This window comes from Arthrobacter sp. zg-Y750 (assembly GCF_020907365.1).
In the GTDB taxonomy this organism is placed as follows: Bacteria; Actinomycetota; Actinomycetes; order Actinomycetales; family Micrococcaceae; genus Arthrobacter_B.
This window is the reverse complement of the sequence record NZ_JAJJOC010000011.1, coordinates 13,433-29,438: the sequence shown is the minus strand read 5'-3', so window position 1 is coordinate 29,438 and position 16,006 is coordinate 13,433. Positions and strand designations below refer to the sequence as shown.

Genomic DNA, 16,006 nt, shown 5'->3' with positions numbered 1-16,006 from the left:
TTTTGACACTTATGGAGTTTTGCTTGGTGGAGCTGAGGGGACTCGAACCCCTGACCCCCTGCATGCCATGCAGGTGCGCTACCAGCTGCGCCACAGCCCCAAACTTCAGTGTTTCCACCGCAAATCCTTCGGTGTCCCGAAGGTTTTGGTGGAGCTGAGGGGACTCGAACCCCTGACCCCCTGCATGCCATGCAGGTGCGCTACCAGCTGCGCCACAGCCCCAAAACTATTGGTTGTTTACCCCGTTTTCCCCCTCATTGGGGCGAAGCAACTCCTCTACCTTAGTACAAATCCGCAGGAGCGCAAAATCGCTTCTCAGCCCTCCACCGGTCCGGTGGGAAGCGAGTCCAGCCCAACGTTGTGCTGGGTCAGATGCCACGCGGGCTGCCCGCGCCGGTCGGGAACTTCCTGCAGTACGGACCAGTGGCAGTTGGAAACCCCGGAAATTACGGCCCAGGACTCAGCGGGCAGTCCCAGCAGTGCGCAGATGCCGGCACGGATGGCTCCCCCGTGGCTGACCACCACCAGCGTGCCGCCGGGCTCCACGCCCTGAACGGCGTCGTTCACGGCTGCGGCCACGCGCGTGCCGACGTCGACACGCGTTTCACCGCCGCCGGCCCGGACACTGCCCACGCCGGCTGACCATGCAGCCAGCAGCGGGGCGTCCTGCTCGCCGATCTGCGCAAAGGTGCGGCCCTCCCACGTCCCGGCGAAGGTCTCCCGCAGGCGCTTGTCTTGGGCGACCTCGAGGCCGAGGAGCGCACCGAGGGACCTGCCCGTGTTCAGTGCACGGCCCAGATCGGACGAGACGATCGCAGCAGGTTCCAGGAAACGGAGCACGGCGGCCGCCTCGGCTGCCTGCCGCACACCGGAGGGATCAAGGGCAATGTCCTGCTGCCCCTGAAAGCGCCCCACCCGGTTCCATTCGGTGCGGCCGTGGCGCCAAAACACCACGCGCCGCGACGCAGAACCGGGATCCCAGGGGGCTGGAGCGCTCACGGGCAGGCTTACTCTGACTCGGCCGCGGCGGAGGCGTCTTCGAGCTGGAGATCCACCACAGGGCAGTCCTTCCACAGGCGCTCAAGTGCGTAGAAGACGCGGTCTTCTTCGTGCTGGACGTGCACCACTACGTTGGCGTAGTCCAGCAGCACCCAGCGGCCTTCGCTGCGTCCTTCGCGGCGGACGGGCTTGAGGCCCTTCTTGGACAGCTCCTCCTCAATGCCGTCAACAATGGCGTTGACCTGGCGCTCGTTCGAGGCCGATGCAATGAGGAAGACATCCGTGATGGCCAGGCGTTCGCTGACGTCAATGGCGACAATGTCGTCGGCAATCTTGTCCGACGCCGCTTTGGCCGCCGCCCGTGCAATGTCAATGGAAGATTCGGTGGCGCTCAAAGTGTGTCTCCTTGGGGAAATCGGTCAGCCGCCAAGGCCGCCGACGATCATTAGTACTCCGACGATCAGGGCAAGCGTGCCCAGACCTGCAACACCGAAGACCGCAAAGCGCAGCCTCCGGGTACGGCCGAGTCCGGCCGTCATAACATCGAGGGGGTCGAGCCCGAAGGCGCTGCGGGCGCCTACAGGACGCGCCGCTTCTTCGGATTCGAGGGGTGCATTGACCAGCGCGTCGGCGCGGGCCAGGATGCGCGAGTGCCGCACATCCGAGGCGTCCGCCGACCTGCGGCGGGGCGCGGCCGGGCGCTGGGCCGGACCGTTCGCCGGGACTGCGGGCATGGAACGGGCGGCCGGTCCCGCGGGACCGACCTGGGGCGTGGTGGAAGTAACAATCGGCACATGCGACGTGGGCGGCGCCTTCATGACCGGGTGTTCCATCCCCGGAACCTTCACGAATTCCAGCGGTGTCACCATCGCCAGGTTGTGGGCGGTGGTGGGATCGCTGGAGGAGGGCTTGCGCCGCTCGTTCTCCTGCGAGAGTTTCCGGATGGCTTCGGTCCGGCGGTTGAGGACCTTCGCGCGCTCCGCCAAAGCCTTCTGCTGGGCCAGCAGTTCCTGGTCGACGGCGTCCGGGTCATCTGCGGCCATGGCCTCCATGGCCGCAACGTGGTTGCGGGCCTGGCCTTCCAGCGCCTGGCGGGCAGCCAGTGCCTGCTCAACGCTCATGCCCGCTACGTCGGCATTAGGGTCCGCGCCGCGGGCCGGTCCGGTTTCGGCGGCCTTGGTGTCCGCCGGCTTGGCATCGGCAGGCTTGGTTTCGGCGGACTTGGGGTCCGCAGACTTGGTTTCGGCGGACTTGGTGTCGCCAGGCTTGGCTTCCGGGCGGTTCCCGGCCTCAGAAGCTGCACCCTCCCGGGTAACTGCGTCCCGGGCAACTGCCTCCGGGGAAGCAGCCTTGCGGGCGCTGCGCCGCGAGGGCGGCGTGGAGGGTGCCGGTGCGGGGACATCCGGTGCGGAGGTTTCGGGCGCGCGGCGCCGTTCGCGCCGCAGGGGCTCAACGGGAGCAGGTGCAGGGTCTGCGGCGGCAACCGACCCACGCACGGCGGCGGTCCCGGCCTCTGCAGCGCGCTGCTGCTGAAGCCTGAGCTGCCGGCGGGTAGGCGGAGCCGTTCCGGTGTCGCGTCCGTTGTCCCGGCGCTCCTGCGTCTCGGCCAGGGCCTTGGACGCACGCAACGCTTCCCGGTCGCGGGCGCGCTGCTGGGACTCCCGTTCCCGCGGCCCCGCCGGGGAATCGACCGGTACGTCAGCCGCCCGGCGGCTGCGCCGCGGCGCGGACTCTGGACCGTTAGTCATTTCCTACCCATCCGGTATTTGTTTACGCTACTGTTTCGGTTTCCGCCGGGTCCGGAGTATTCCGGCCGGCGGCGTAGAGGCGGTGCTTGGCGATGTACTGCACCACTCCGTCCGGCACCAGGTACCAGACGGGCTTGCCCTCAACCACTCGGCGGCGGCAGTCCGTGGAAGAGATTGCCATGGCCGGCACCTCCATCAGGGATACGTCCTCCCGCCCCATGTTTTCCAGGACGTGCCCGGGCCGGGTGACCCCCACAAAGTGGGCGAGGGACCACAGCTCCTGGATGTCCTTCCAGGAAAGGATCTGGGCCATGGCATCCGCTCCGGTAATGAAGAACAGATCGGCCTCGGGCCGTGCCGCCTTCAGATCCCGCAGTGTATCAATGGTGTACGTGGGCCCGGGCCGGTCAATGTCCACCCTGCTGACAGTAAACCGGGGATTCGAAGCCGTCGCGATGACGGTCATCAGGTACCGGTGTTCCGCCGGGCTTACCTGCTGCGCCGCCGGCTTGTGCCACGGTTCGCCGGTGGGTACGAAAACCACCTCGTCCAGGTCGAACCGGTCTGCCACTTCGCTTGCCGCCACCAGGTGGCCGTGGTGGATGGGATCAAACGTTCCGCCCATGACTCCCAGACGGAACCTTCGTTTTCCGTTGACATCTGTCCGCTGCGGCTCACCCATGGGGATAAATGCCTCCGCTGACTGCACCGGGAACGTCAGTCCTGGATTGCCTGGCCGTGGTCATGCTTGTTCGCGAACTGGCGCTGGGGATCCACATGCTCCGCTTCGGCCTCGTGCCGGTTGCCGACGTTGGTGAAGGACACGGTGACGAGCATCAGGAGCAGCAGCAGCGCCATGATGACCCCGCCGTAGACGTACGGGGACACCGGAAGCTCGACGTGGTGTTCTTCGGCCATCTCCGCAGCATGAAGCACGGCGCCCGTAAGCTGGATCAGCATGTATCTCCCCTAGGGATCTGTAGGTTCCGCCGGGTGGCCGGCGTTCGGTTTCTAAGTCAATGGTACGCGTAACGGGATGCACATCGCAGCCGGGCCGCTCCCGGCCGCGGTTGGCTGCCGCTAGCCGCGGATCTGTCCGTCGCCTTGGATGATCCATTTGGTGGTGGTCAGTTCCTTCAGTCCCATGGGCCCGCGGGCGTGCATCTTCTGGGTCGAAATGCCCACTTCGGCGCCCAGTCCCAGCTCTCCCCCGTCCGTGAAGCGGGTCGAGGCGTTCACAATCACTGCCGCCGAGTCGATCTCGGCTATGAAGCGTTCCGCGTTGGCCAAGTCATTGGTGATGATCGCCTCGGTATGGCCGGTGGTCCAGCGCCGGATATGGTCCACAGCTTCGTCCAGGCTGTCCACCACCGCCACAGCCAGGTCAAGATCCATGTACTCGCGCCCCCAGTCGGCGTCGTCGGCAGGTGCCGCAGTGACGCCGTCGGGCAGCAGCGTCATGGCCCGGGCATCGGCGTGCAGGCGCACCCCGGCCGCCGCGAGGGCAGCCAAGACGTCGGGAGCGGCCGGAGCTGCCTCATGGATCAGCAGGGTTTCCACCGTGTTGCAGACACTGGGCCGCTGGGTTTTGGCGTTCAGCAGGATCTCGACGGCCATTTCCACGGGTGCGGTGCGGTCCAGATAAATGTGCACGTTCCCCTCCCCCGTTTCGATCACCGGAACGGTGGCATTGGTAACCACGGACTGGATCAGCGAGCGGCCGCCGCGGGGAATCAGCACATCCACCCGGCCGCGGGCTTTCATCAGGACAGCGGCGCCTTCGCGGCCGTACCGGTCCACGCTCTGCACGGCGTCCGCGGGCAGCCCGGCATCCTCGAGTGAATCCCGGATGATCTGCACCAGCACCTCGTTGGTGGCCGCGGCGGCACTGCCGCCCCGCAGGATCACCGCATTTCCGCTTTTCAGCGCCAGACCGGCAATGTCCAGGGTGACGTTGGGCCGGGCTTCGTAAATGGCCGCGACCACGCCCATGGGCACATGCACCTGGCGCAGCCGCAAGCCGTTGGGGAGCGTCTGGCCGCGGGCTACGGAGCCCACCGGGTCCGGCAGGCCGGCCAGGTTCTCCAGTGCCGCCGCGAGGGAGGCAATGCGTTCAGCCGTCAGGGCGAGCCGGTCCAGCATGGCTGCAGAGGTGCCGTTTTCCCGGCCGGCGGCCAGGTCCCGGGCATTGGCCGCAAGGATCACTTCCCGTCCGGCCCTGACGTTGTCCGCAATCCGCAGCAGGGCGCGGTCTTTCCAGGCCCGGTTGGCGCGCGCGAGCCGCCGCGCGGCAGCCCTGGAACGGTCGGCCACGGCGTGGACCTGCGCTTCGACGTTCTCCTCGGAGACCGCACCGGCTTCGGGCTCCGGCGCTGCGGCTGTCCCGTCTGCAGCTGTCCCGTCAGTGCCGGTGCCGACGCTTGCCTCGCTTGTGTTCACGGAATTCATGCCTCCAGTGTAGGACCGGCACCGGTTTCAGGCGCGGGTACGGCGGTTTGGGCCTGGTGCAGCAGAACCAGGTCATTCACGTGCACCACGGCGCGTTCGTAGCCGCGGCCGAGCTCACGGGACAGTTCCCGGGTGGAACGGCCCAGCATGGAGGGCAGTTCATCGGACCCGTAGTTGCTAAGCCCGTGGGCAATCACCCGGCCGGCGGTATCGGCCAGGGCAACCGCGTCTCCGGGTTCGAAGCGTCCTTCCACCGAGGCGATCCCTGCCGGCAGCAGCGAACGGTGCCGCTCCCCCACAGCGCGCGCGGCGCCGTCGTCCAGCACCAGGGTGCCTTGGATCCGGGCCAGGTGCGCCAGCCATAGCAGGCGGATGGACTGGCGGCGCCCGCGGGTGGTGAACCAGGTGCCGACGTCCTCACCGGCCAGCGCGGCCGCGGCGTTGGCCGTGGAGGTCACCAATGCGGGAATGCCGGATTCTGCGGCAATGGTGGCCGCTTCCACCTTGGTGGCCATCCCGCCGGTGCCCACCCCTGCCTTGCCGACCTTGCCGATGCGTACATCGGCAAGGTCCTTCGGGCCGGTGACCTCGGGAATGCGGCGCGCACCCTCGCCGGGCGGACCGTCGTAGAGGGCGTCGACGTCGGAAAGAAGAATGAGCGCGTCGGCCTTGACCAAGTGCGCCACGAGGGCGGCGAGCCGGTCATTGTCGCCGAAGCGGATTTCGTGGCTGGCGACGGCGTCGTTTTCATTGACGATCGGCAGTACACCGAAGTTCAGGAGCCGTTCCATGGCGCGGTGCGCGTTGGCGTGGTGGGTACGCCGCATGAGGTCCTCGATGGTCAACAGGACCTGGCTCACGGTGACGCCGTGGGCCCCGAACGCAGCCGTGTACCGGGCCATCAGCAGGCCCTGCCCCACACTGGCGGCCGCCTGCTGGGAGGAAAGCTGCGCGGGGCGCCGAGCCAGGCCCAGCGGGGCCAGCCCGGCGCTGATGGCACCGGAGGAGACCAGGATGATCTCGGTGCCTTGCGCGTGCCGTGCGGACAGCACGTCCGCCAGGGACCGCAGCGCCGCATCGGAGATGCCGCCGGCCACGGAAGTCAGCGACGAGGAGCCTACTTTGACCACCACGCGCCGGGCGCGCGCCAATCCGGAACGGGAGGTCAGCGCACGGCGGGCAGGCGGGGGTGATTCGGTGAGTTCACTCATAACCTGCCCAGCCTAAGCGCTGAGCCTCCTCCGTGGCCGGACTGTGAAGGGGTTACTCCCCTTCGTTACCCTCTGCCGCTTCATCGGCCGTTGCGGGGCGCGGGTTGTGCTTGTAGTTCACGGACTCGGTCCAGATGCCGGCACGGCGCTCGGATTCGAGTTCCGCGCGGGCCGCCGCACGGGCGTCCTTGCGCTTCTGGTGGTCTTCGCGCTTCTCTTCGCGGGTGGGGCGGGAGAAGTCCTCCACGCGGATGTCGCTGCCGCGCGGGGAGGCAGCCAGCAGTTCCGCGCCGCCGATCATGGTCGGCTCCCAGTCGAAGACGACGCCGTCGCCCTCGCCGATCACCACGGCGTCGCCGGGCTTGGCGCCTTCCTTGAACAGCTTCTCCTCCACGCCCAGCTTGGCGAGGCGGTCAGCCAGGTAGCCCACGGCTTCATCGTTGGTGAAGTCGGTCTGCTGGACCCAGCGCACCGGCTTCTCGCCCAGGACGCGGAAGAGCGGCTCAAGGTTGCGTTCCTCGCGGCGGATCATGAAGCCGCCCTTGTAGTTGACGCCGCGCGGCTTCAGGACCGGCGGCTGGATGCGCGGCGGAGCCTGCTCGACGGCGTCGCGGGCGTCCTTGACGATCCCGGCCATGGCGAACCCAAGTTCACGAAGGCCCTCGTGGCTGGAGGCGGAGACCTCAAACACGCGGTAGCCGCGTTTTTCCAGTTCCGGACGGACGAATTCGGCCATGTCGCGGCCGTCGGGGACGTCCACCTTGTTCAGTGCGACCAGGCGCGGGCGGCGGTTCAGCGGCACGACGTCGCCGTCGGTGCCGGCGTAGCTCATGTCCACTTCGTACTTCTCGAGTTCGCGCTCGATGATTTCCAGGTCGCCGATGGGGTCGCGGTCCGTCTCCAGGGCGGCGCAGTCAAGCACATGCACCAGGGCGGCGCAGCGTTCGACGTGGCGCAGGAAGTTGTGGCCGAGGCCCTTTCCTTCGGAGGCGCCCTCGATCAGGCCGGGCACATCCGCCACGGTGAAGCGCACATCGCCGGACTGGACGACGCCGAGGTTCGGGATCAGCGTGGTGAAGGGGTAGTCGGCAATCTTCGGGCGGGCCGCGGACATGGCCGCAATCAGCGAGGACTTGCCGGCGGACGGGAAGCCCACCAGTGCAATGTCGGCGATGGACTTCAGCTCCAGGACAATGTCCGCTTCCTCGCCGGGAATACCCAGCAGCGCGAACCCGGGAGCCTTGCGCTTCTGCGAGGAAAGGGAGGAGTTGCCGAGGCCGCCCTGGCCACCGGCGGCAGCGATGTATTCGAAGCCCTCCCCAACCATGTCCGCCAGCACTTCGCCGTCCTTGTTCTTCACGACGGTGCCGTCCGGAACCGGGAGGATCAGCGTCTCGCCGGTCTTGCCGGCGCGCCAGTCGCCCATGCCGTTGCCGCCGTTGGTGGCGTGGCGGTGGGGGGCGTGGTGGTAATCGAGCAGGGTGGTGGTTTGGGAGTCAACACGCAGGATGACGTCGCCGCCGTCGCCGCCGTTGCCGCCGTCGGGCCCGCCCAGCGGCTTGAACTTTTCACGCTTGACGGACACGCAACCATGGCCGCCCGTACCGCCCGAAACGTGCAGCACTACGCGGTCTACAAAGCTGGCCATGGTTCTCCTTCAAAGGAACTTCTTGATCATGCCAATTCTACTTGGCTTAAAAAACGACGGGGCGGGCCATCAAGGCCCGCCCCGTCGGAAAAGCTAATTGCCGGTGATTACTCGGCGGCTGCAGGAGCCACGATGTTCACGACGCGGCGGCCGCGACGGCTGCCGAATTCAACTGCACCTGCTGCCAGGGCGAACAGGGTGTCGTCGCCTCCGCGGCCAACGCCCTCACCCGGGTGGAAGTGGGTGCCGCGCTGGCGAACGATGATTTCGCCTGCCTTGACAACCTGGCCGCCGAAACGCTTCACGCCGAGGTACTGGGCGTTGGAGTCGCGACCGTTGCGAGTGGAACTCGCACCTTTCTTATGTGCCATTTCTTTGCCTGCCTTTGCTAACTGATATTGAAACCCACAGGCGGGATCACTCCCGCGTTCCCGGCCGTGAAGCCGGGGCGGAGGATCAGGAGTTGATGGACGTAACCTTGACCTTGGTCAGCGAGGAGCGGTAGCCCTGACGCTTCTTGTAGCCGGTCTTGTTCTTGAACTTCTGGATGACGATCTTCGGACCCCGGAAGTTCTCGATGATTTCTGCCGTCACGGTAACCTTGGCCAGGTCCTGTGCAGCAGAGGTGACCTTGTCGCCATCAACCAAAAGCAGGGCAGGCAGCTCAAAGGTGCTACCGGCTCCACCGGGGACGCGGTCCAGGGTTACGAGGTCTCCGACGGAAACCTTTTCTTGGCGGCCGCCAGCGCGGACAATCGCGTACACCACTTGGGAACTCACTTCTCTCGACGTTTAATACTTGGATGCGCATTTGGCGGGGCCAGAATTGTGCCCGCCTTGCGCCATGCAGTTCTGCCTGAACCGATAAACGGTTGGAAGGCGTTCGCACCGAAGTTCAAGGCTACGCTAACGGGACCATAACCCGCAAATGCGTTCTGCATATGCACGTTGGACCTGCGCGCCACCGACTGCCAGTGCCACTGCTCGGCTCCTACTTTATCCTATCCGGGCGCTGTTCCCGGCATCGGACCCTTCCGGCCCTCCGGGCCGTGTCGGACAGCCGCGCCGGATTAAATGCCAAGGGCGGCAGGGTCCATATGGACCCCGCCGCCCAACAGGCACCGGCGCTGCCGGCACCTCGCGGTACTACAGTTCGGACGCGGGCACGCCTACACCCAGGATGACCGGGGCGCCGGCCTTCTCTTCGCGGGGCGCCGGTGCCGCAGGCTCGGCCGTGACCGTATGCCGAGACGGTTCAGCAGAGGCATAGTGCCGGGGTGCGGTGACCTCCGCTGCGCCCTGCGGGCTGCTGGCAGCCCTGCGGCGACGGGCCGGGCGGGCCGGCGCTGGTGCGGCAGCACTCTGCGGAGCGTCTTGATCCTCACTGCGCTGTTCCGAAGCGTCCTGATCCTCACTGCGCTGTTCAGGAGCCGCCGGAGCGGCCGGTTCGTGGGCAACGGCGGAAGCCACCTCGTTGAAGGCCTCCGTGAGGCTCTCCAGCGTGAGGGCAGGCTCTTCCTTCACCGGGCGGCGGCGCTGCCGGCGCGGCACCACCACGGTCTCACCCTGGATGTTCAGGACGGCACCGGGCTCGGTGTCGCCTCCGTCTGCCTGGGCTTCGTCTGCCTCGGCTGCGGCGGCATCTGATACCCCGTTGCCGTTGGCGGCAGCTTCGACCACCTCGTGGGCGGCCGCGGTTGCTGCGGCAATGCTGGCCAGGGCTGCACGGGCCGCCTCTGCCTTTGCCTGGCGGTCGGCGTCCCCATGGTCCGGCTCCTCCGCAGCGGGCTGCTGCTCAGCGGGCTGGACCGGCTGCACACGGTCCCGATCCCGGCTGCGGTTGCGCTTCCGGTCTCCGCGGGACTGCTTCTCCTGCTTGAGGTGCTGCTGGTGGTTGTCCTCGCCAACGGCATGCGCCGGGGCGGCAGCGGGCGTGTGGCTGGTACTGCGGCGGTGTTCCACCGGGACATCCTGCGTGATGACGCCGCGGCCTTCGCAGTGTTCACAGGTCTCGCCGAAGACTTCCAGCAGACCCGTGCCCATCCGCTTGCGGGTCATCTGGACCAGGCCCAGCGAGGTCACTTCGGCTACCTGGTGCTTGGTTCGGTCGCGGCCCAGGCATTCCACCAGGCGCCGGAGCACCAGGTCGCGGTTGGCTTCAAGGACCATGTCGATGAAGTCGATGACGATGATGCCGCCGATGTCGCGCAGCCGCAGCTGGCGGACCACTTCCTCGGCTGCCTCCAGGTTGTTCTTGGTGACGGTTTCTTCCAGGTTGCCGCCGCTGCCGGTGAACTTGCCGGTGTTCACGTCTACCACGGTCATGGCTTCGGTGCGGTCAATCACCAGCGAGCCGCCGGAAGGCAGGAAGACCTTGCGGTCCAGTGCCTTGGCAATCTGCTCGTCGATGCGGTGCGCGGCGAAGATGTCTTCGTCCTTGGTCCACTTCTCCAGGCGTCCCACCAGGTCCGGGGCCACGTAGGTCACGTAGGCCTCGATGGTGTCCCAGGCTTCCTCGCCGGAAACCACCAGCTTGGAGAAATCCTCGTTGAAGACGTCACGGACCACCTTGATGGTCAGGTCCGGTTCGCCGTAGAGCAGTTCAGGGGGCAGCGTCTTGGTGGACTTGGCCTTGGCATCGATGGTTTCCCACTGGGCACGCAGGCGGTTGATGTCATTCATCAACTCTTCCTCGCTGGCACCTTCGGCAGCCGTGCGGACAATAACGCCCGCGTTCTCCGGCAGGTGGTCCTTGAGGATTTTCTTCAGCCGGTTGCGTTCCACGTCCGGCAGCTTGCGGGAAATGCCGGTCATGGAGCCGCCCGGCACGTACACCAGGTAGCGTCCGGGCAGGGAGATCTGGCTGGTCAGCCGGGCGCCCTTGTGGCCTACGGGATCCTTGGTGACCTGCACCAGTACGGAATCGCCGGACTTCAGCGCCAGCTCGATGCGGCGCGGCTGGCCGTCCAGGCCGGCGGCGTCCCAATTGACCTCGCCGGCGTACAGCACGGCGTTGCGGCCGCGGCCGATGTCCACAAAGGCGGCTTCCATGCTGGGCAGCACGTTCTGGACCTTGCCCACGTATACGTTGCCGATCAGGGAGTCCTGCTGGGTGTTGGATACAAAGTGTTCCGCCAGCACGCCGTCTTCAAGCACGCCGATCTGGATCCGCTCGTCGCGCTGGCGGACAATCATCTGCCGGTCAACGGATTCGCGGCGCGCCAGGAACTCGGCCTCGGTGATCACGTGGCGGCGGCGGCCGGACTCGCGGGACTCGCGGCGGCGCTGCTTCTTGGCTTCCAGACGCGTGGAACCCTTGACGCTGGTCACGCGGTCCGACGCCGGTGCGTCGGCATGGGCGCGCGGGGCGCGGACCCGGGTAACCGTGTTGGGCGGATCGTCGTCCGCTCCCCCGGTCAGTTCCAGATCTGCATCTCCACGCCGGCGACGGCGGCGGCGGCGGGAGGTCACGCCGCCGGCCTCGCTGTCCTCCGGTCCGGTTGAAGCGTTCTCCTCACCGGTGCCTGCCTCGGCCCCGGCACGGCTGCGGCTGCGCCGGCTGCGGCGCGAGCGGGACCGGGTGGAATCGGCAGACTCTTCGTCGTCTTCTGCGGCCGGGTCGGTGTCCGCAGCCTTGACCACGGGCAGGGAGCGAACGGCGGAAAGGTCCGGGGCATGGAAGAGCACCGAGGTGGGTGATTCGGGAACCGCAAACGGATCCAGTGCCGATGCGGGGCCTGCGGGTGCAGCCGCTTCGGTCGCGGCCGACTCAGTTGCGTCCGGGAGTACGGGCTCCGCGGCGGTTTCGGCGGACGGAGCTGCTGCTTCCGCAGAGCGGGCCGGACCGGCGGGCGTGCCGGCACGGCGGCGGGTCCGGGTCTTCGGCGCCGGGGCTTCGGCTTCCGCCTCGGGGCGGGCGGCCAGTGTCACTTCATCTGATGCAGGCACTTCATCTGCTGCAGGCACTTCATCTGCTGCGGGTACCGCGGCATGCACCGGCTCAGCTGCGGCAGCGGAGGTCTCGGCTTCAAGTGCTTCCGCTGGCTTCTTCTTGGCGGGGGCGCGGCGCCGGCGCACCGCCTTGGCGGGGGCATCCGCTTCCGCGGCAGCCGGCTCGACGACGTCGCCTGCTGCATGCTCCTGCGTTACCGCTGCGGGGACGGCCTCCGGACCCGCGGCCGGTTCGGCTGCTACAGATTCAACCGGTGCAGACACGGCAGCCGTGGATACGGCCTTTTTGCGGGGGGCGCGGACACGCTTGGGCTTTTCGGCAACGGCGGCAGCCGAGTCTTCGGCGTCAGGAACGGCGGCAGCTTCCGGCAACTGTTCCTGCGCCGGTTCCTGCGTCTTTGCCGGCGAGGTGACCGGCGATGATGACTTGCGGCGGGTGCGGGTGGCTTTCTTGACGGCCGGCTGGGCCTGCGAAGCCCCTTCCCCTGCGGCGGTACCTTCTGCAACTAGTTCATTGGTCAAGTCGTTCTGGTTATTCATTTAGGCCTATGCTCCGGCCCTGCGGCACTGGCCACATTCCAATGCCGAAGGGCAATGTGTCGGCCGTGCGGTGGCATCGCAGCCTGCCCGCCGGCCGGAAGTCGTCTGGATGTCATCCGAGGTCGCGCCGACTGTGGGGCGCGGGATCACTCGAAGACCAGCGGCACGGCTATGGGTCGGTCTGATCGGCGGATTCCCTGGTTCCCACCCGGATTGATGGGCGAACTGCATGGGAAGCGTCACCGGCAGAACCGGAAGCCTGTCGCTGGACCGATGGCGGAATGTGGTTCCGTCACCAGCCAAAGACATTATCTCACATGGCCGCCTTTTTGGCCCGTATGAACCCTTAGACTCGACGCAGACAACTACTCGGTAAAAGGAGCTTCCGTGCCCTCCAGCGCAGCCCGTCAAACTTCCGGCGTCCGGCCTGCTGACCCCGCCCCGTCCCGGGCGGCATCGGCACAGGCCGTTGGGCCGGAACGGCGGCCCTTTATCTGGACCCTGCTCGCCACGTCCGTAATTGGCTGGCTTGCCTCGGGCATCCTGGTCATCGAACGGCTGCATGTGTACGCCGACGCAAACTACATCACCAGCTGTGACATCAGCCCCTGGGTCTCCTGCGGAACGGTCTTCCAGACCTGGCAGGCCTCGCTCTTCGGCTTCCCCAACCCGCTGATCGGCATTGTGGCCTTCGCCGTCACCATCACCACCGCCGTGGGCCTGCTGGCCCGCGCACAGTTTGCCCGCTGGTACTGGGTGGGCCTGCAGGCAGGCGTCACCCTGGGCATGGTCTTCGTTGTGTGGCTGTGGAGCCAGGCCCTGTTCGATATCTACGTACTGTGCATCTACTGCATCGTGGTGTGGGCGGCAATGATTCCTTTGTTCGTGTTCACCACCATCCGCAACCTTGCAGCGGGCGTCATTCCGGCACCGGCGGGGCTGGTGCGGTTCCTCACGGAGTGGGCCTGGGCCATCGTTGTCCTGCTCTGGGTGGCCACGGCGGCGTCCATCTTCTTCCGCTTTATGAATTCCTTCATCGGAAGCTAACGGCGTAGCCGCCGCGGCGGTGCCCGGCCCTCCCTGCCTAGCCCGCGTTCGGCATTCCCCATGCCAGCACCACGGGGAAATCCTGGCCTTCCCAGGTCGCCTGGAGCGAGGGGTCCGGTGCCGTGCGTCCGTCCAGGTCAAGCAACCGGACCACTGAGAGCTCCCAGCCGCTCTGCTCCAGCACGGACACGGTCCAGTCCTGCGGTTCTTCCGCCGGCGCGTCCGCCAGTTCGGCGCCGTCGGGCATCCCGCTGGTGAAGACCCGCATGGACTCGGGCAGCAGTTCGCGCACGCCGTCGCGCTCGGTGTATTGGGGTGCCTGGCCCTGCCGAGAGAAGAGCGCCGCTTCCAGCGCGGCCGCGTACACCGGGTCCCCGGCCGCGTCGTAGACCCAGCGGCGGCCCAGCACCGAGTGGTCCATCTCGGTGATCAGGAACCGCTCCGCACCGGCCAGCGGTGCATCCCGGTAGGTCAGGGGTACCTGAACCACCAGTGAACCGGCGGCAACAATAAGGGTTTCAATCCCCACTGCGCCTTCCGGGTCCTCAAAGCGGAAGGCCCCGAGTTTCCGTGCCGTGACCGGTTCCGTCGAGGGAAACCACCGCGCCCTCGGCAGCCAGTCGGAGATCAGTTCCAGTTTTCCCGGACGCAGCTCTGCGTCATAGATGAGTGCCATGCGGACAGCATAGGCATGATCAGCGCGTGCGGGTGGAATATCCCCGCTGCAATTCCGGTTGCCGCAAAGGAAGGCGCAGGCACTTTCTGCCGCCGGAAACCGTAAGGAGATCCATGCTTAGGACAACATCCGCAGGCCCAAACACACCGGGCACAGCGCTCGTGGCCGGTGCCACCGGAATCGCAGGCGCGGCGTTGGTCGAACTGCTCACCCGGGAGGGCTGGCAAGTGCTGGCCCTCTCACGCAAGGGCGGCAGCCCCGATCCGTCCCGGCCCGGGGTCATCCCCGTAGCCGCTGACCTGACCTCGCCGGCGTCGCTCGCAGCAGCGCTGAAGGATGCGCGTCCCACGCACGTCTTCTTCACCTCCTGGTCCCGGCAGGAAACCGAAGTCGAAAACATCGCGGTGAATGCCGGCATGGTCCGGAACCTCCTGGCAGCACTGGAAGACGCGCCGCTGGAACACGTGGCGCTGATGACCGGCCTCAAGCACTATATGGGCCCCTTCGAAGCGTACGGCGAAGGCCCCATGCCGGATACGCCGTTCTCGGAAGAGGAACCGCGGCTGCCCGTGGACAACTTCTACTACGCGCAGGAAGACGAACTGATGGCCGCGGCGCAGCGGCAGGGCTTCGCCTGGTCCGTGCACCGCTCCCACACGGTGATCGGCTTCGCCGTAGGCAACGCCATGAACATGGGCCAGACCCTCGCTGTGCAGGCCACCCTCTGCAAGGAACTGGGCCTGCCCTTTATTTTCCCGGGCTCGGAAACCCAGTGGAACTCGATCACGGACATGACCGACGCCGGGCTGCTTGCCGAGCACATGCTCTGGGCGGCCACGGACCCGAACACCGCCAATGAGGCCTACAACGTGGTCAACGGCGACGTTTTCCGCTGGCGTTCACTCTGGCCGCGGCTGGCTGCAGAATTCGGCGTTACGCCCGAAGGCTTCGACACCGTTCCCCGTCCGCTCGAGGAGCAGATGGCCGGCATGGAGGAGGCCTGGAAGGAGCTGGCCGTCCGGCACGGGCTCGCCGAAACCGACATCACCAGGCTGGCGTCATGGTGGCACACCGACGCCGACCTGGGCCGGAACGTGGAGGTGCTGACCGACATGAGCAAGAGCCGGTTGGCAGGCTTCACCGGCTACCGCCGCACCGAAGACGCCTTCAAGGAACTCTTCGCACGGCTGCGGGACGAAAAGCTCATTCCGTAGCAGTGCCCCTCCCCCCGGGCAGAGGAAGGGCCGGCACCCGTTGGGTGCCGACCCTTTTTTCTGCCTGACGGGTTACTTGAACCAGATGCCGATTTCCCGGGAGGCTGATTCGGGCGAATCGGAACCGTGGACCAGGTTCTGCTGCACGGCCGTACCCCAGTCACGGCCGAAGTCGCCGCGGATGGTGCCCGGGGCCGCCGTCGTCGGATCCGTGGTGCCGGCCAGCGATCGGAAGCCCTCGATGACGCGTTCGCCTTCCAGGACCATCGCTACAACCGGACCGCTGAGCATGAACTCAACGAGCGGCTCGTAGAACGGCTTGCCCTGATGCTCCTCGTAGTGCTCTTCGAGGATGGCCCGGGTGGCTGCGGTCTTCTTCAGTTCAGCCACGGTGTAGCCTTTGGCCTCGATCCGGGCCAGGATGGCGCCGGTGAGGCGGCGCTCGACGCCGTCGGGCTTAACCAGGACAAGTGTGCGCTCAATGCTCACGATGTATCTCCTTGGAAGTTCGGGTAACTGGTTCT

Annotated in this window: 15 protein-coding genes and 2 tRNA genes; 2 read left to right on the top strand and 15 right to left on the bottom strand. The window is 66.8% G+C overall.

Translation table 11 applies throughout. From position 1 onward, the window contains the following. Positions 1-24: 24 nt before the first annotated feature. From LOC57_RS07070 to LOC57_RS07010, 13 genes are all read right to left on the bottom strand, one after another. Positions 25-100, bottom strand: a tRNA-Ala gene (locus tag LOC57_RS07070). 46 nt (positions 101-146) lie between these two features. Further along, positions 147-222, bottom strand: a tRNA-Ala gene (locus LOC57_RS07065). A 93-nt stretch (positions 223-315) separates the two neighbouring features. After that, a complete protein-coding gene (locus LOC57_RS07060; protein ID WP_227911613.1) occupies positions 316-999 on the bottom strand; it encodes a histidine phosphatase family protein in 684 nt (227 codons plus the stop codon). 8 nt (positions 1,000-1,007) lie between these two features. Continuing rightward, positions 1,008-1,394: a ribosome silencing factor gene (rsfS, locus tag LOC57_RS07055; RefSeq protein WP_227911614.1), complete on the bottom strand. Its 387-nt coding sequence runs from the start codon at positions 1,392-1,394 to the stop codon at positions 1,008-1,010. Positions 1,395-1,418: 24 nt separating this feature from the next. Continuing rightward, positions 1,419-2,747 carry a hypothetical protein gene (locus tag LOC57_RS07050; protein WP_229958878.1) on the bottom strand — a complete coding sequence of 443 codons (1,329 nt, stop codon included), beginning with the start codon at positions 2,745-2,747 and terminating at the stop codon, positions 1,419-1,421. A gap of 22 nt (positions 2,748-2,769) precedes the next feature. Next, positions 2,770-3,429 carry a nicotinate-nucleotide adenylyltransferase gene (nadD, locus tag LOC57_RS07045; RefSeq protein ID WP_227911616.1) on the bottom strand — a complete coding sequence of 220 codons (660 nt, stop codon included), beginning with the start codon at positions 3,427-3,429 and terminating at the stop codon, positions 2,770-2,772. 35 nt (positions 3,430-3,464) lie between these two features. Then, positions 3,465-3,707 (bottom strand): hypothetical protein, encoded by a 243-nt coding sequence (locus tag LOC57_RS07040; protein ID WP_227911617.1) that lies wholly within the window; start codon positions 3,705-3,707, stop codon positions 3,465-3,467. A gap of 120 nt (positions 3,708-3,827) precedes the next feature. Next, positions 3,828-5,195 (bottom strand): glutamate-5-semialdehyde dehydrogenase, encoded by a 1,368-nt coding sequence (locus LOC57_RS07035; protein ID WP_229958876.1) that lies wholly within the window; start codon positions 5,193-5,195, stop codon positions 3,828-3,830. Continuing rightward, positions 5,192-6,406 carry a glutamate 5-kinase gene (gene proB, locus LOC57_RS07030; protein WP_227911619.1) on the bottom strand — a complete coding sequence of 405 codons (1,215 nt, stop codon included), beginning with the start codon at positions 6,404-6,406 and terminating at the stop codon, positions 5,192-5,194. Before proB ends, LOC57_RS07035 begins: the two co-directional genes overlap by 4 nt. 52 nt (positions 6,407-6,458) lie before the next feature. Next, a complete protein-coding gene (obgE, locus tag LOC57_RS07025) occupies positions 6,459-8,054 on the bottom strand; it encodes a GTPase ObgE (protein ID WP_227911620.1) in 1,596 nt (531 codons plus the stop codon). A 107-nt stretch (positions 8,055-8,161) separates the two neighbouring features. Then, on the bottom strand, positions 8,162-8,425 hold the full coding sequence (rpmA, locus tag LOC57_RS07020) for a 50S ribosomal protein L27 (protein ID WP_227911621.1): 264 nt from the start codon (positions 8,423-8,425) through the stop codon (positions 8,162-8,164). Positions 8,426-8,510: 85 nt separating this feature from the next. Beyond that, positions 8,511-8,822 carry a 50S ribosomal protein L21 gene (rplU, locus tag LOC57_RS07015; protein WP_227911637.1) on the bottom strand — a complete coding sequence of 104 codons (312 nt, stop codon included), beginning with the start codon at positions 8,820-8,822 and terminating at the stop codon, positions 8,511-8,513. Between the two features lie 378 nt (positions 8,823-9,200). Next, positions 9,201-12,545 carry an Rne/Rng family ribonuclease gene (locus LOC57_RS07010; RefSeq protein ID WP_229958874.1) on the bottom strand — a complete coding sequence of 1,115 codons (3,345 nt, stop codon included), beginning with the start codon at positions 12,543-12,545 and terminating at the stop codon, positions 9,201-9,203. A 387-nt stretch (positions 12,546-12,932) separates the two neighbouring features. Between LOC57_RS07010 and LOC57_RS07005 the strand changes: the two genes are divergently transcribed. Beyond that, complete coding sequence (locus LOC57_RS07005) at positions 12,933-13,592, top strand: vitamin K epoxide reductase family protein (RefSeq protein ID WP_442860138.1); 660 nt, start codon at positions 12,933-12,935, stop codon at positions 13,590-13,592. 37 nt (positions 13,593-13,629) lie between these two features. Here LOC57_RS07005 and LOC57_RS07000 read toward each other — a convergent pair whose 3' ends face one another. Beyond that, positions 13,630-14,268 (bottom strand): maltokinase N-terminal cap-like domain-containing protein, encoded by a 639-nt coding sequence (locus LOC57_RS07000; RefSeq protein WP_229958872.1) that lies wholly within the window; start codon positions 14,266-14,268, stop codon positions 13,630-13,632. Positions 14,269-14,381: 113 nt separating this feature from the next. On the opposite strand from LOC57_RS07000, the gene LOC57_RS06995 reads away from it, so the two are divergent. After that, positions 14,382-15,482 carry an SDR family oxidoreductase gene (locus LOC57_RS06995; RefSeq protein WP_229958871.1) on the top strand — a complete coding sequence of 367 codons (1,101 nt, stop codon included), beginning with the start codon at positions 14,382-14,384 and terminating at the stop codon, positions 15,480-15,482. A 72-nt stretch (positions 15,483-15,554) separates the two neighbouring features. Here the strand turns inward: LOC57_RS06995 and ndk are convergent, their stop codons facing one another. Then, a complete protein-coding gene (gene ndk, locus LOC57_RS06990) occupies positions 15,555-15,971 on the bottom strand; it encodes a nucleoside-diphosphate kinase (protein WP_227911625.1) in 417 nt (138 codons plus the stop codon). Positions 15,972-16,006: the final 35 nt, after the last annotated feature.

Coding starts and splice junctions, on each gene's coding strand:
- LOC57_RS06995 (WP_229958871.1), top strand. CDS start 14,382: ATGCTTAGGACAACATCCGCAGGCCCAAACACACCGGGCACAGCGCTC.
- rpmA (WP_227911621.1), bottom strand. CDS start 8,425: ATGGCACATAAGAAAGGTGCGAGTTCCACTCGCAACGGTCGCGACTCC.
- LOC57_RS07000 (WP_229958872.1), bottom strand. CDS start 14,268: ATGGCACTCATCTATGACGCAGAGCTGCGTCCGGGAAAACTGGAACTG.
- LOC57_RS07010 (WP_229958874.1), bottom strand. CDS start 12,545: ATGAATAACCAGAACGACTTGACCAATGAACTAGTTGCAGAAGGTACC.
- nadD (WP_227911616.1), bottom strand. CDS start 3,429: ATGGGTGAGCCGCAGCGGACAGATGTCAACGGAAAACGAAGGTTCCGT.
- LOC57_RS07040 (WP_227911617.1), bottom strand. CDS start 3,707: ATGCTGATCCAGCTTACGGGCGCCGTGCTTCATGCTGCGGAGATGGCC.
- obgE (WP_227911620.1), bottom strand. CDS start 8,054: ATGGCCAGCTTTGTAGACCGCGTAGTGCTGCACGTTTCGGGCGGTACG.
- proB (WP_227911619.1), bottom strand. CDS start 6,406: ATGAGTGAACTCACCGAATCACCCCCGCCTGCCCGCCGTGCGCTGACC.
- LOC57_RS07035 (WP_229958876.1), bottom strand. CDS start 5,195: ATGAATTCCGTGAACACAAGCGAGGCAAGCGTCGGCACCGGCACTGAC.
- LOC57_RS07050 (WP_229958878.1), bottom strand. CDS start 2,747: ATGACTAACGGTCCAGAGTCCGCGCCGCGGCGCAGCCGCCGGGCGGCT.